Annotated in this window: 13 protein-coding genes; 2 read left to right on the forward strand and 11 right to left on the reverse strand. The window is 65.5% G+C overall.

From position 1 onward, the window contains the following. Positions 1–71 precede the first annotated feature (71 nt). Both ACVINW_RS34160 and glsA read left to right on the forward strand, forming a co-directional pair. Entirely contained in the window at positions 72–293 is a 222-nt protein-coding gene (locus tag ACVINW_RS34160; protein WP_456755339.1) for an acetyl-CoA carboxylase biotin carboxyl carrier protein subunit, read from the forward strand. 282 nt (positions 294–575) lie between these two features. After that, the gene (gene glsA / locus ACVINW_RS34165; protein WP_456755340.1) at positions 576–2,435 is read left to right on the forward strand and encodes a glutaminase A; all 1,860 of its coding nucleotides are present in this window, start codon (positions 576–578) and stop codon (positions 2,433–2,435) included. A 182-nt stretch (positions 2,436–2,617) separates the two neighbouring features. Here glsA and ACVINW_RS34170 read toward each other — a convergent pair whose 3' ends face one another. From ACVINW_RS34170 to denD, 11 genes are all read right to left on the reverse strand, one after another. Continuing rightward, positions 2,618–3,145: a carboxymuconolactone decarboxylase family protein gene (locus ACVINW_RS34170; protein WP_456755341.1), complete on the reverse strand. Its 528-nt coding sequence runs from the start codon at positions 3,143–3,145 to the stop codon at positions 2,618–2,620. Between the two features lie 473 nt (positions 3,146–3,618). Further along, entirely contained in the window at positions 3,619–3,978 is a 360-nt protein-coding gene (locus tag ACVINW_RS34175) for a Zn-ribbon domain-containing OB-fold protein (RefSeq protein WP_456755342.1), read from the reverse strand. Beyond that, positions 3,975–5,111, reverse strand: coding sequence for a thiolase family protein (locus ACVINW_RS34180; protein WP_456755343.1), 1,137 nt, complete (start codon positions 5,109–5,111; stop codon positions 3,975–3,977). The genes ACVINW_RS34175 and ACVINW_RS34180 overlap by 4 nt, the downstream gene beginning before the upstream one ends. Before the next feature lie 148 nt (positions 5,112–5,259). Beyond that, entirely contained in the window at positions 5,260–6,426 is a 1,167-nt protein-coding gene (locus tag ACVINW_RS34185; protein ID WP_456755344.1) for an acyl-CoA dehydrogenase family protein, read from the reverse strand. Between the two features lie 10 nt (positions 6,427–6,436). Next, on the reverse strand, positions 6,437–7,636 hold the full coding sequence (locus tag ACVINW_RS34190; protein ID WP_456755345.1) for a CaiB/BaiF CoA transferase family protein: 1,200 nt from the start codon (positions 7,634–7,636) through the stop codon (positions 6,437–6,439). Positions 7,637–7,907: 271 nt separating this feature from the next. Then, positions 7,908–8,111 (reverse strand): hypothetical protein, encoded by a 204-nt coding sequence (locus ACVINW_RS34195; protein WP_050627002.1) that lies wholly within the window; start codon positions 8,109–8,111, stop codon positions 7,908–7,910. Positions 8,112–8,255: 144 nt separating this feature from the next. Continuing rightward, positions 8,256–9,824 (reverse strand): class I adenylate-forming enzyme family protein, encoded by a 1,569-nt coding sequence (locus tag ACVINW_RS34200; RefSeq protein WP_456755346.1) that lies wholly within the window; start codon positions 9,822–9,824, stop codon positions 8,256–8,258. 13 nt (positions 9,825–9,837) lie between these two features. Continuing rightward, positions 9,838–11,010 (reverse strand): acetyl-CoA acetyltransferase, encoded by a 1,173-nt coding sequence (locus tag ACVINW_RS34205; protein ID WP_456755347.1) that lies wholly within the window; start codon positions 11,008–11,010, stop codon positions 9,838–9,840. A 44-nt stretch (positions 11,011–11,054) separates the two neighbouring features. Continuing rightward, positions 11,055–11,705 (reverse strand): bifunctional 4-hydroxy-2-oxoglutarate aldolase/2-dehydro-3-deoxy-phosphogluconate aldolase, encoded by a 651-nt coding sequence (eda, locus tag ACVINW_RS34210; RefSeq protein WP_456755348.1) that lies wholly within the window; start codon positions 11,703–11,705, stop codon positions 11,055–11,057. Further along, the gene (locus ACVINW_RS34215; RefSeq protein WP_456755349.1) at positions 11,702–12,658 is read right to left on the reverse strand and encodes a sugar kinase; all 957 of its coding nucleotides are present in this window, start codon (positions 12,656–12,658) and stop codon (positions 11,702–11,704) included. The genes eda and ACVINW_RS34215 overlap by 4 nt, the downstream gene beginning before the upstream one ends. 25 nt (positions 12,659–12,683) lie before the next feature. Then, a complete protein-coding gene (denD, locus tag ACVINW_RS34220; RefSeq protein WP_456755350.1) occupies positions 12,684–13,670 on the reverse strand; it encodes a D-erythronate dehydrogenase in 987 nt (328 codons plus the stop codon). Between the last annotated feature and the right edge of the window lie 12 nt (positions 13,671–13,682).

A 13,682-nucleotide genomic window follows, 5' to 3' on the forward strand; every position in this document is an offset into this window, starting at 1 on the left:
AGGCAATCTGCCGCCACAACAAAAAGCCGTTCGCCGGATGAAATTTCCGCAAGACGGTATCGGAGACTGGAATGCCAGAGATCAAGGTCGTGACCGAAGTAGCCGGGCGTGTTTGCGCGCTTCCCGTCGAGGCCGGCAACAGCATCGGCGATGGCGACGAGATCGCGTTCGTCGAAGCGATGAAGATGGAGATACCGGTCACATCGACCGCAGCAGGCAAAATCAAGTCTATTCTGGTCAGGATCGACGATGTCATTGCCGAAGGCCAGGCTGTCGCGATCGTCGAGACCTGAGCGCTACCGGCACGCCACTCGGCGCGGACCAAATTCCCAGATGTCGTGTGATGGACGGCGGCTCCTTTGGGAGCGTCACGGCTCCGCATGCTATTTCGCTCTCGAAACATTCGCAGTTAGAAAGTTTCGCATGGCGATACATTTGCCGAGCAATCGCTCGTTTTGTGAACATCTGTTCGAAAACCGGCAGCTATCGGCTCGCGCCCGCTCGGCTCCATGCACGGCTGACGACGACGGGCGCTCAGTTGCGCGCGCCCAGATTGCGTTGCACAACAGGAGGCGATGAAACAATCGCCTCCTCCCGTCACCGCCAGCACCGTCAACTGGGCCCGCTCGCAGCCGCCGCTGCTCCGGTTTCTGCACACTTGTTACGCAGACTTCTTCCCGGAGGGCGCCGGCGCGGTCGCCGACTACATCCCAGAACTCGGCAAGGCCGACCCTGCCCATTTCGGCATCAGCCTGGCGACGCTCGACGGCCATGTCTACGAGGTCGGCGACACCAGGGTGCCCTTCACCATCCAGTCGATGTCAAAGCCATTCGTGTTCGCCTTGGCGCTGGACACGCTGGGTGCCGAGCGGGTGGAGAGCGTGATCGGCGTCGAACCATCCGGCGATCCCTTCAACTCGATCCGGCTCAATGCCGACAACCACCCGTTCAACGCGATGGTCAATGCCGGCGCGATCGCCTGCTCCGGCCTGCTCCATGCCGACAAGCGCGATGGCGCATTCGACTATATCCGCGAGGCGCTCGGCCGCTTCGCCGGCCGCGAGCTCGATGTCGACGAGGCGGTCTACGCCTCCGAGAGCGCGACCGGCGACCGCAACCGGGCGATCGGCTATCTCCTGCGCACCAACAGCGTGATCACCGAGAACGTGCCTGCGGTGCTCGACGTGTATTTCCGGCAATGCGCCATCCTCGTCACCGCGCGCGACACCGCCGTGATGGCGGCGACGCTGGCCAACCGCGGCATCAATCCGCTCACGGGCGAGCAAGTGGTGACGCCCTACGCGATCGCGCGCACACTGTCGGTGATGACCTCGTCGGGCATGTACGACTTTGCCGGCGAGTGGATCTACCGGGTCGGCATCCCCGCCAAAAGCGGGGTCGGCGGCGGCATCCTGGCGGCGCTGCCGGCCCGGCTCGGGCTCGGCAGCTACTCGCCGAAGCTCGACAAGCACGGCAACAGCGTACGCGGCATCAAGGTGTGCGAGACGCTGTCGGCGCATTACGACCTGCATATGCTCAACCGCAGCGACGACGCCCGCCACAGCATCATCGCCGACTACAATATCGGCAAGAATCCGTCGCGCCGCCTGCGCCGGCCGCAGGAGCAGGAGATCCTGGCCAGGCATTTCCAGGAGGTCCGCGTCATCGAATTGGTCGGCACGCTGTCGCTGTCCAATGTCGACTATGTGTCGCGCCGCTTGGCCGGCAGCCCGCGACCGGAGTTCGTGATCTTCGACCTGCGCCGCGTCACCGCGACGACCCGCGCCGGCGCCCGGCTGGTCTCCGAGGCTTTCCAGGAGCTGGCCGAGCTCGGCGTCACCGTGATCCTGTCCGGCATCAAGCGGACCTCGCGCGAATGGGCCACGATCAGCGAGTGGACCAAGCGGCTCGGCAACATCAGGGATTTCTATCTGCTCGACACCGCGATCGAATGGGCGGAAGACCAGATCGTCTATCGCTATGGCGGCTCGATCGATTTCTTTGAGACGACCGAGCTGTCCGAGCAGCCGCTGCTCGCCGGATTGAGCGAGGCCGAGATCGCCGATCTTGCCGCGCGCTGCACGGTCAGGACCTACCAGCCGAATGAGAAGATCATCGCCGCGGGCAGCGAGGCGACCTCGCTGTTCTTCCTGCGCAGCGGCGTCGTCCACGTCACCCTGCCCGACGGCATCCGGCTGGCGACGCTGACCGCCGGCATGGCGTTCGGCGAGATGGCGCTGCTGGAGCCGAACCGCTCGGCTGACGTGCTCGCCGACATGTCGGCGACCGCCTATGAGGTGGCGATCACCGACTTCGAGCGCTTCCGCGAGCACCACCCGCGCGCCGGCGAGCGCATCATGCGCAACCTCGCGCAGATCCTCGCCGAGCGGCTGATCGTGGCGAATGCCAAGGTGGATCTGCTGACGTCGGGGTAGGTGTCTGTTTCCCCTCTCCCCGTTCTTGCGCCGTTCTTACGGGGAGAGGGGAAGGGTGAGGGGCGGCTTCCGCAGCAAAAACCTCAAGTCGAATTCGCGGGAGACTCCCCCTCACCCGGATCGCATTTCGCTTCGCTGCATGCGATCCGGCCTCTCCCCGCGCGCGGGGAGAGGCAAAGACGTCAGCTCACCACTTCCGTCACCGGCTGCATGTCGATCTCGAAGGTCTCGAGAAACTTCGAGGTCATGATGTAGAAGCCGACCGAGAGTTGCAGCTCGATCAGCGCGGCGGGCGTCAGCAGCGCCGCGATCGCCTTGAAGGTCGCGTCCGTCGGCTTCTTCAGCTTGACGATCTCGTCGGTGAAGGTGAGCGCCGCGCGCTGCACCTCGTTGAAGCAGGCAGCCTGCTGCCAGTTCTCCAGCGCGGCGTTCTGCTCGTCGGTGACGCCGACATTCTTGCCGATGCGCTTGTGCGCGACGATCTCGTAGGGCGCCTCGCAGAGGATGCCGGTGCGCGTGATCGCAAGCTCGCGCACGACCGGATCGAGCTCGCCCTTGTGGCGGATCGCACCGCCGAGCCGGCAGTACTGCTCGAAATAGCTCGGCGAATGCGCCATCATGCGGAAGATGTTGGCGTTGCGGTTCTTGTCGAGGATCTCGCGGGTGCGCGGGCTTGCCTTCGCGGGATCGGAGTAGTCGATACGGGCCATTTCCTAACCTTGATCTTGCTGTCGTTTCTGTCGGGTTCGAAACAGTATCTGCCGGCCGTCGCAGGAGCAACACGCCCGAGTCAAATTGCCGCCGCATTCAAAGACAACCCTGCCACAGTCGATATTCGCTGAGTGGGGACTCATCAAAGCGAATGCTCGACGCGGGGTGTTCCGAGTAGAAAATCTGGCCGTCTTGCGTGTCATCCACGCAACGATGAGTCACGCCCAAGTCTAGGGGAAACGCATGAAGGAAGCCACCAAGAGGGCGGCCTCGGAAGCGCTTGCGCAAATGCTGGCGGTGACGGCGATGCTCGTCATCGCCAGCTTTGTCTTTTATTGGCGCTAAGGCATGATCCGGAAAAGTGTGTAGCGGTTTTCCGAAAGATCATGCCCAAACATAGTATCCGCAACTCGAGGGGCACGAGTGATCTGGTTCAGCCTGATCTCGCGTACTGACCTGATCGTTCGGCCCCTCATTTTGCCTTTGCGAAATACGGAACCAGCCGTCCCGCAAATTGCGTGAAGCGCGCCGAAACCTTGTCGCCGATGGCGAGATCGCTGTCGCCATGGGCCATCATGCGAAAGCCCTCGTCGGCATCGACCAACACGATGTTGTAGGGCACATGCGCCCGCGTCTCGGGCGTCGCGGCGCGGCAGACCAGCGAGGTCGCATACACCGTCCCCGTCCCGCTCGCGCGATGCTCGGCGAGATCGGTCGAGCCGCACGCCGCGCAGAAGCCGCGGCGGAAATATTGCCGCGCGGCGCAGGCGTTGCAGGTCTGATACCCAATGGCTTCCGCGCCCTTGGTCCAGTCGGCGATCGGTCCGCTCATCGCACGCGCTCCAGGAACATGCTGACATGCGACGACAGCACGCCGCCGTCGCCGTGCAGCAGCGCGACCGAGGCGTCGCGCACCTGACGGTTCTCGGCGCGGCCGGTCATCTGCAGATGGGTCTCGACCAGATGCGCCATCGCGCCGCCGACGCCGCAATGGCCATAGCTGAGCAGGCCGCCATGGGTGTTGAGCGGCATCTCGCCGTCCCCGTTGAAATATCCGGCGCGCACCCGCGCCGCCGCCTCCCCCCGCCCGGCGAGGCCGAGATCTTCCAGCAGCATCGCGAGCGTGATCGTGAAGCTGTCGTAGACCGCGGCGTAACGCACGTCCGAGATCGCGATGCCCGACGCCTGCTTGGCCTTGGCGATCGAAATCTCGGCGCCGAGCTCGCTCAACGCGGGCGCGGCCGTGACATGCTGATGGGTATGCGCCTGGGCGCAGCCGCGGATGCGAACACGTTGGTCACCGGTCGGCTCCCGGCTGATCACGCATGCCGCACCGCCGTCTGACACCGGGCAGCAGTCGAGCAGTTTCAGCGGCATCGCCACCGGCTTCGAGGCCATCACGTCGGCGACCGTGATCGGCTCGTGGAATTGGGCGCCGGGATGCGTCACCGCGTGCTTGCGCATCAGCACGGCAAACTCCGCAAGGTCCTCCTGCGTCACGCCGTATTCATGCATATAGCGCGTCGCGACCAGGCCGTAATAGGCCGGGATCGTCGGCCCCAGCGTCACCTCGTAGTCGGGATGCCCGACCTGGGCCAGCGCCTGGATCGAGGCGTCGCGGCTCTGCCCGGTCAACCGGTTCTCGCCACCGACCACCAGCACGTGCTTTGCCACACCGGCATCGACCAGATGATGCGCAAGCATCGTCATCGCAAGCCCAGTGGCGCCGCCGACCTGCACGGCGTGGGCGTAGGACGGCCGAATGCCGAAGTGCTCGGCGAACACGGTCGCCAGCATGATGTGCGGCGAGACCGTGGAGTAGCCGCACAGGATGCCGTCGATGTCGGCGCGCTTCAGCCCGGCATCCGAGATCGCAAGCTCGGCCGCCTTGCTCATCAGGTCGAGCGAGGACAGGCCCTCATGCTTGCCGTAGGATGTGAGACCGACGCCGGTGACGAAGCTCATAGTGCTACTCCCTCCCCTCGTCATTCCGGGGCGCGCGGAGCGCGAGCCCGGAATCCATTTCGCCGCACTGTATGTCGCCCGATGGATTCCGGGCTCGCGCCAAGCGGCGCGCCCCGGAATGACAAGTGCAGAGACCCGTCGCTCATCATCAATACGACTTCGGAAGGCCAAGCACCTTCTCGCCGATGAAGCTGAGGATGAGTTGCGGGCTGATCGGGGCGATGCGCGGGATCAGCGATTCCCGCAAATAGCGCTCGACGTGATATTCCTTGGCGTAGCCGAAGCCGCCATGGGTCATCACCGCCTGCTCGCAGGCGTGGAAGCCGGCTTCCGCCGCAAGATATTTGGCCGCGTTTGCGGCCGGTCCGCACGGCAGGTTCTGGTCGTACTGCCAGCCGGCGCGCAGCACCATCAGCCAGGCGGCCTCGAGCTCCATCCAGCACTTCGCCAGCGGATGCTGGATCGCCTGGTTCATGCCGATCGGACGGTTGAACACGATGCGCCCCTTGGCATAGTCCGACGCCCGCTTCAGCGCGATCTGACCGAGCCCGACGGCTTCCGCCGCGATCAGGATACGCTCCGGGTTCATGCCGTGCAGGATGTATTCGAAGCCGCGCCCCTCCTCGCCGATCCGGTCCTCGACCGGAATTTCAAAATTCTCGAAGAACAGCTCGTTGGAGTCGACCGGCTTGCGGCCCATCTTCTCGATCTCATGCACGGTGACGCGCTTGCGGTCGAAATCGGTGTAGAACAGGCTCAAGCCGTGGGTCGGGCTGCGCACCTCCTCGAGCGGCGTGGTGCGCGCCAGCAGCAGGATCTTGTTGGCGACCTGCGCGGTCGAGATCCACACCTTCTGGCCGTTGACGATGTATTTGTCGCCCTGGCGCACCGCGCGGGTCTTGAGCTGCGTGGTGTTGAGGCCGGTGTTGGGCTCGGTGACCGCGAAGCAGGATTTGTCGCGGCCGTCGATGATCGGCGGCAGCATGCGCTGGCACTGCTCCTTGGTGCCGAACACCACCACCGGATTGAGCCCGAACACGTTCATGTGCACGGCGGAGGCGCCGGACATGCCGGCGCCGGATTCGGAGATCGTGCGCATCATGATCGCGGCATCGGTGATGCCTAAGCCTGAGCCGCCATATTCCTCCGGGATGCAGATGCCGAGCCAGCCGGCATCGGCCAGCGCGCGGTGGAAATCGACGGGATAGCCGCCCTCCTTGTCCTTCTTCAGCCAGTAGGCTTCGTCGAAGCGCGAGCAGATTTTTGCCACCGCGTCGCGGATCGATTCCTGGTTGGCGGAGAGTGCGAAATCCATCTGTCGTCTCCTATGCCTGCACCGCTTTGGCGACACCGTCGCGCAGCATCGCCGCGATCTCCTCGGTCGAGAAACCGGCCTCGCGCAAGATCGCTTCACTGTGCTCGCCGAGCCGCGGCGCCAGCCGGCTCGGCTCGACCCTGGTCTCCGACCAGCGTGCCGACGGCGTCATGCTGCGGATCCGCCCTTCGGTCGGGTGATCGACCACGGGGAAGACGCCGGTCGCGACCATATGCGGATCCTGCAACAGGCTCTCGAGATCGTGCATCGGCATCACGGGCACATCGGCCTTCTCGAGGATCTCGTTCCACTCGGCGGTCGTCTTGGTGAGCAGGATACGCGCGAGCTCGGCATAGACGACATCGATGTTGGTGGCACGGCCGGCGAAGGTCGCGAATTTCGGATCGCTGCGCAGATCGTCCCGCCCGGTCGCCTTGAAGAAGTTCTCCCACTGCTTGTCGTTGTAGACGATCACGCAGATGTAGCCGTCCTGGGTCTTGTACGGCCGCCGATCCGGCGAGAGGTGACGCGCATAGCCGCCCTTGTCGAGCGGCGGATCGTAGGTCAGCCCGCCCATGTGGTCGCCCATGACGAAACCCGCCATGGTCTCGAACATCGGGATGTCGACGCGCTGGCCCTGCCCGGTGCGGTCGCGATGCACCAGGCTCGCGCAGATCGCGCCGACCGCGGTGAGGCCGACGATGCGATCGACCAGCGCATTCGGCACGTAGCGCGGCACGCCGTCCGAGGTCTGCGCCATCAGCGCCGGCAATGCGGTGGCGCCCTGGATCAGATCGTCATAGGCGGGCTTGGCGGCATACGGTCCTTCCTGGCCGAAGCCGAACACGCCGGCATAGATCAGCCGCGGATTGATCTTGGCGACGACGTCGTAGCCGAGTTGCAGCCGCGCCATCGCCTGCGGGCGCACATTGTAGACCAGCACATCGGCCTTCGCGATCAGCCGCAGCACGGCCTCGCGCCCGGCCGGCTTCTTCAGGTCGAGGCAGATCGAGCGCTTGGTGCGGTTGGTGTTGAGGAACACCGGTCCCATGCCGGGATGCCGGGTCGGACCGATCTGCCGCGTCACGTCGCCATCGGGCGATTCCACCTTGATGACGTCGGCGCCGTAATCACCGAGCATCTGCGTGGCGTAGGGTCCCATCAGCACGGTCGTCATGTCGACGACCTTGATACCCTGCAATGGTCCCATCGTGCTGCTCGCTCCCCGGCTGTTGTGGATTGAAGCCTAGTAACGGGAGGTTTTCTCGGAGATCAAGCTGCGCCGAGCGTATGGGCGTATGCGCGGTGGCGGCCGGCGGTTTCCGCGAAGCGGAACGCTGGCGTTCCATCAGAGCCAGTGGGGTGGGCCAAGCGGCTTGTCCACCGTAGCTCGAAAAGCGAAGGCGGAAGCGTGCCCCCCACCACGAGCACAGCGTAGATGGTGGGCACGGCGCAAGCGCCTTTGCCCACCCTACTGGCCATCACCGGCCACCCGTCATCACCTCGCGCGCCTTCAGGAGCTTTTCCAGTTCCGCATTCTGCTGCTCGAGCCGCTCGGCGATGCGCTCCTCGACCTCGGCGCCGGCTGCGCCCGCGGCCTGCTCGATCAGCTGCCTGATATTGTCCCGGAGGATCGCGATGCGATCGTTCACTTCCGACAGCGACAACGACGTCTCGATTCCCATGGTCCGTTCTCCCGGTGAGAAGCCGCTGCCAGCTTAGCGCGACGGGAGGCTGTGGCCTATCCTTTAACCGCCCCGGTGACCCCAATCCCTCCTGTGCATGGGGTTGTTTTCGATGTTTTCGATTCAACCCGGCCTGATTGCGTTTTAGCCCAAGCTTTTGGAGTCCACGCCTTTGGAGCTGATGCCCTTGGCCATCATCTCCCGCAGCGCGGTTTTCAGCACCTTGCCGTAGTTGTTCTTCGGCAGGGCATCGAGATAGACATAGCGCTTCGGCCGCTTGAAGCGGGCGATCGAGGCCAGACAATGCGCGTCGAGCCGGCCGTCGTCGGCCGTGGCGCCGTTCTCGAGCACGACGCAGGCGACGACGATCTCGCCCCATTCCGGATCCGGTACACCGATGGCCGAGACCTCGCTGACATCGGGATGGGTCAGCAGCGCTTCCTCGACCTCGCGCGGATAGATGTTGGTACCGCCTGAGATGATGACGTCCTTGGAGCGATCCGACAGCGTCAGGAAGCCATCGGCATCGAGCCGGCCGACATCGCCGGTGCGCAGCCAGCCGTCCTTCAGCGTCTCGGCATTGGCCTTCGGATTGTTCCAGTAGCCGAGCATCACGGTTGCGCCCTTGACCTCGATCTCGCCGGTCTCGCCTGCGGGCAACGGCCGGCCGTCCTTGCCGGTGATGCGCACGGTGACGACGCTCTGCGCCGTGCCGACCGATGCCAGCCGCTCCAGATAGCGCGGATGATCGCTCTGATGGTGCCAATCACGCGACAGCGCCGTGATGGTCATCGGCGACTCGCCCTGGCCGTAGATCTGCACGAAGCGCTGGCCCATCGTCGCCATCGCGTCCAGGATGTCGGCCGTGTACATCGGCCCGCCGCCATAGACGATGGTGCGCAGCCCCTCGCCGGTCTCGCCGCGCCGCTTCGCGGCATCGACCAGCCGGCGTACCATGGTGGGCGCGGCAAACATCACGACGTTGTCGAGTTGGCGGGCGAGATTGAGCACCTCGTCCGGATCGAAGCCGCCGGACTCCGGAACGACGTGGCGGCCGCCCATCCGGACATGCGGGAAATTGTAGAGGCCGGCGCCATGCGAGATCGGCGCGGCGTAGAGCGAAGCATCGTGCGGCGTCGCCGGATCGACATCGGCGAGATAGCACAGCGACATCGCAAGCAGATTACCGTGGCTGAGCATCACGCCCTTGGGACGGCCTGTGGTGCCTGAGGTGTAGAACAGCCAGGCAAGATCGTTGGTCTCGCGCGGCAGCGGCGCAGGCGCGCCCTCACCGCTCCGCATCATCTTGTAGGCGTCGCTGTCGACCGACAGCATGGTCATGCCGGCGGGGCAATCGTCCTTCGCTTCGGTCAGCGCGCCGATCGTGTCGTCGGAGACGAAGGCGAGCTTGGCGCCGCCATTGCCGCAGATCCAGGCCGCTTCGCGGCCGTGCAGCTTGGCGTTGATCGGGATCGCCGCGGCGCCGATCCACCAGATGCCGTAGAGGCATTCGAGGTATTGGGTGCAGTTCGTCGCAAACAGCGCGATGCGGTCGCCGGCAACGACGCCGTGATCGCGCGCCAGCGCCGCCCCGATCGAGGCGGCGCGGCGGGCGAAGGTTGCGTAGTCGGCGTCGAGGTCGAAGCCGGTCAGCAGCGCCGGCGCATCGGGACGCGCCCGCGCCGTCGCTGCCAGCCATTCGGCAATGTTCAAGCTACTGTTCAGACTACTTGGCCGGCTCGAGGATCGAGACGTAGTTGGCGACCGCAGCACCACCCATGTTGAAGATGCCGCCGATCTGCGGGTTCTTGAGCTGCATGCCCTCGGGCGCCTGGCCTGCGAGCTGCATCGCGCTCATCACGTGCATCGAGACGCCGGTGGCGCCGATCGGATGGCCCTTGGCCTTGAGGCCGCCGGACGGATTGACCGGCAGCCTGCCGTCCTTCTGGGTCCAGCCTTCCATGATCGCACGTGCGCCCTGCCCCTTCGGCGTCAGGCCCATCGCCTCGTACTCGATCAGCTCGGCAACCGTGAAGCAGTCATGGGTCTCGACAAAGGAGAGATCGGAGAGCTGCAGGCCGGCCTTCTGCAGCGCGCGCTGCCAGGCGGTGGTGCAGCCTTCGAACTGCAGGATGTCGCGCTTCGACATCGGCAGGAAGTCCTGCGCATGCGCGGTGGCGCGGATGTTGACCGCCTTGCCCATGGATTTCGCGGTCTCGGCATCGGTCAGCACCAGCGCCGCGGCGCCGTCCGACACCAGCGAGCAATCGGTGCGCTTCAGCGGACCGGCAACGAACGGGTTCTTCTCGCTCTCAGCGCGGCAGAACTCGAAGCCGAAATCCTTGCGCATCTGCGCATAGGGATTGGCGACGCCGTTCTTGTGGTTCTTGGCGGCGATCATCGCCAGCGCATCCGACTGGTCGCCGTATTTCTGGAAATAGGCCTGCGCGATCTTGCCGAACACGCCGGCAAAACCGCCGACCGTGTCGCCGTCCTCCGGCAGATACGACGCCTTCAAGAGGTTCTTGCCGATCTCCGGACCCGGCGTCCTGGTCATCTGCTCGACGCCGACCACCAGCACGATCTTCGCAGCACCCGCCTCGATGGCGCGGATGCCCTGATGCACGGCGGCCGAGCCGGTGGCGCAGGCGTTCTCGACCCGGGTGGTCGGCTTGAAGCGCAGCGCCGGATTGGCCTGTAGCACCAGCGAGGCCGTGAAGTCCTGCGGCGAGAAGCCGGCGTTGAAATGGCCGAGCATGATCTCGTCGACGTCGGATGCGGCGATACCGGCGTCAGCCAGCGCCTCATTGGCGACCTTGACGACGAGCCCCTCGACGGTCTCCGCGTCGAACTTTCCGAATGGCGTGTGCGCCCAACCCACGATGCTGGCTGCTGTCATGGCCGTCTCTCCCTGTTCCTGTTCGGGAGTTATGTAGCGTATCTTCAGCTAGCTTTCAGCGTTTTCATCGCCTTGGCGCACATGGCGGTTATGCCTGCCCAGTTGCCGGCGCGGATATCGGCCGCCGGGCAGAGCCAGGAGCCGCCGACTGCCAGCACATTCGGCTCCGCAAGCCAGGTGGCGGCATTGGCCTCGCCGATCCCGCCGGTCGGGCAGACCCTGACGTTGGGGAATGGACCGGCCAGCGCCCGCAGTGCCTTGATACCGCCGGCCTGTTCGGCGGGGAAGAATTTGACGACGTCGAAGCCGTGCGCCAGCGCCTGCATCAGCTCGGACGCCGTCGCGATTCCCGGCGCGAAAGGCAGGCCGCTGGCAGCCACCGCCTTCAACAGCTCGGGCGTTGCGCCCGGGCTGATGCCGAATTTGGCGCCGAGCGCCTCGGCGCGCGCCAGATCGTCGGCATTGAGGATGGTGCCGATCCCGACCACCGCATCGGGCACCTCGGCGATGATCGCCTTGGCGGCGTCGACCGCAACCGCCGTGCGCAGCGTCACCTCGAGCGTCCGCACGCCGCCCGCGACCAGCGCCCTGGCGAGCGGCACCGCGTCTTGCAGCCGTTCGATGGTCAGCACCGGGATCACGGTGGCCTGGCGGATCAGTTCGGCGATCCGGTCCTGCTCCGATGTCGTTGTCATTGCGAGGCCTTGCGGGATGGTGGGGGACGGGGCGCCTTCTTCGGCGGCATGGCGTAACGCGGAATGATGGCGCCGGGATAGCACACCACGACACCGGCGAGGCGATGGCCGGCGCGCGCCGCCTCCTCGGGCTCGGCGCCGCCGAGCCGTGCAGCGAGATAGGCCGCGGCAAAACTGTCGCCGGCGGCCGTGGTATCGACCACCGGCTTGATCAGCGGCTCGGCCTTCACCTCGCGCGTTCCGCCGGCGGAGCGCACGATGCAGGCAGGCTCGACAAGCTTCAGCACCACCTCGGGGCTCGAGATGCCGGCGAGCAACGCGGTGTTGTCCTCGTCGGGATAGAGCGGCGCCAGGTCTTCGGTCGAAGCGAGCACGATATCGGCCGCCTCGAACGCGCTGCTGAAGACCTTTCGTGCGATCGCGAGGTCCGGCCAACCGCGGGCGCGAAAATTGGTGTCGAACGCGAAGCGCGTGCCGAGCAACCGCGCACGCTTCAGCGCTGTTATCAACCGCTCCCGCCCCTCCTCGCGCAGGATCGAGAGCGTGATCGCCGACAGATAGACGAGGTCGTATGTCGCGAGCGAGTTCAGGAGATCCTCCGTCTCGGGCAGGTCCATCAGCTCGCGCGCGGCGGCGCTGTCGCGCCAGTGGAAGAAGCGCCGCTCGCCCTTGTCGTCGGTCTGGATCATGTAGAGGCCGGGCAGCTTGCCCGCCAATCGCGCGACATGCTTGGTGCCGATGCCTTCCGCCGCCCAGCCGGCGATCATCTCATCGCTGAGCGCATCGTCGCCGAGCGCCGTGATGTAGTCGATGTGGACGCCGAGCCGGGACAGGTAGACCGCGGTGTTGAGCGTGTCGCCGCCATAGGAGCGCGAATACAGCCCGCCGAGCTGCCCACCCGGCGCCGCCCGCAGCTCGATCATGCATTCGCCGATGCTGGCAACCCTCGTCATGGCAAGGCCCGCGCGCCTGAGCGAGCTAGGCGGCGAACTTGCCGCCGAGCTCGTCCTCGATGTGGATGCGGATGATGTCGTCGAATGTCTTCTCGGCAGTGGTGAAGCCGAGCTGCAGCGCGCGCTCGGTGGCGAAATCGCGCGGCCAGCCGGAGACGATGCCGATGATGGTCGGATCTGGCACCCGCTTGATCCGCGCGGTGACGTTCTTGCCGGCGACGCGCTCCAGCGCGGCGATCTGCTCGCCGACGGTAACGGACATCCCGGGCATGCTGAGATTGCGCCGGGGGCCCATCGCGTTGAGATCCATGGTACCGGCATGGATCAGGAAGCCGACCGCCGATCTCGGCGAGGCGTGCCAGTGCCGCACGTCCTCGGAGACCGGCAACACCGCCTCCTCGCCCGCCAATGGCTCGCGGATGATGTTGGAGAAGAAGCCGGACGCCGCCTTGTTCGGCTTGCCCGGACGCACGCAAATGGTCGGCAGGCGGATCGAGATCCCGTCGAGCAGGCCCTTGCGGGTGTAGTCGTTGATCAGCAGCTCGCAGATCGACTTCTGGGTGCCGTAGCTGGTCAGCGGGGTGTGGAAGAACTCGTCGCCGATCTTCTCCGGGAACGGTGCGCCGAACACCGCAATCGAGGACGTGAACACCAGCCGCGGCTTGTAGCCGCCGCCGACGGCGCGGATCGCCTCGACCAGATAGCGGGTGCCATCGAGATTGATCCGGTAACCCTTGTCGAACTCGGCCTCGGCCTCACCCGACACGATCGCGGCGAGATGGAAGATCACGTCGGGGCGCTCGACGATCAGCGGCGCGGCGGCACCGGCGTCGGCGAAATCGGACGCGATGACATTGACCGGGATCGCGGCATTCGCGGGCTTCTGCGGCGCGACCACGTCCTGCAGGGTCATCTTGCTGATGTCCTGCTTGCCGAGACGGCCCTCACGCAACAGACGCTCGGTCAGCTTGCGACCGACCATGCCGGCGGCGCCCAGAATCAGAATGTGCACGACCCTGCTCTC

Source organism: Bradyrhizobium sp. USDA 4461, from assembly GCF_054055655.1.

Coding starts and splice junctions, on each gene's coding strand:
- ACVINW_RS34160 (WP_456755339.1), top strand. CDS start 72: ATGCCAGAGATCAAGGTCGTGACCGAAGTAGCCGGGCGTGTTTGCGCG.
- glsA (WP_456755340.1), top strand. CDS start 576: ATGAAACAATCGCCTCCTCCCGTCACCGCCAGCACCGTCAACTGGGCC.
- ACVINW_RS34170 (WP_456755341.1), bottom strand. CDS start 3,145: ATGGCCCGTATCGACTACTCCGATCCCGCGAAGGCAAGCCCGCGCACC.
- ACVINW_RS34175 (WP_456755342.1), bottom strand. CDS start 3,978: ATGAGCGGACCGATCGCCGACTGGACCAAGGGCGCGGAAGCCATTGGG.
- ACVINW_RS34180 (WP_456755343.1), bottom strand. CDS start 5,111: ATGAGCTTCGTCACCGGCGTCGGTCTCACATCCTACGGCAAGCATGAG.
- ACVINW_RS34185 (WP_456755344.1), bottom strand. CDS start 6,426: ATGGATTTCGCACTCTCCGCCAACCAGGAATCGATCCGCGACGCGGTG.
- ACVINW_RS34190 (WP_456755345.1), bottom strand. CDS start 7,636: ATGGGACCATTGCAGGGTATCAAGGTCGTCGACATGACGACCGTGCTG.
- ACVINW_RS34195 (WP_050627002.1), bottom strand. CDS start 8,111: ATGGGAATCGAGACGTCGTTGTCGCTGTCGGAAGTGAACGATCGCATC.
- ACVINW_RS34205 (WP_456755347.1), bottom strand. CDS start 11,010: ATGACAGCAGCCAGCATCGTGGGTTGGGCGCACACGCCATTCGGAAAG.
- eda (WP_456755348.1), bottom strand. CDS start 11,705: ATGACAACGACATCGGAGCAGGACCGGATCGCCGAACTGATCCGCCAG.
- ACVINW_RS34215 (WP_456755349.1), bottom strand. CDS start 12,658: ATGACGAGGGTTGCCAGCATCGGCGAATGCATGATCGAGCTGCGGGCG.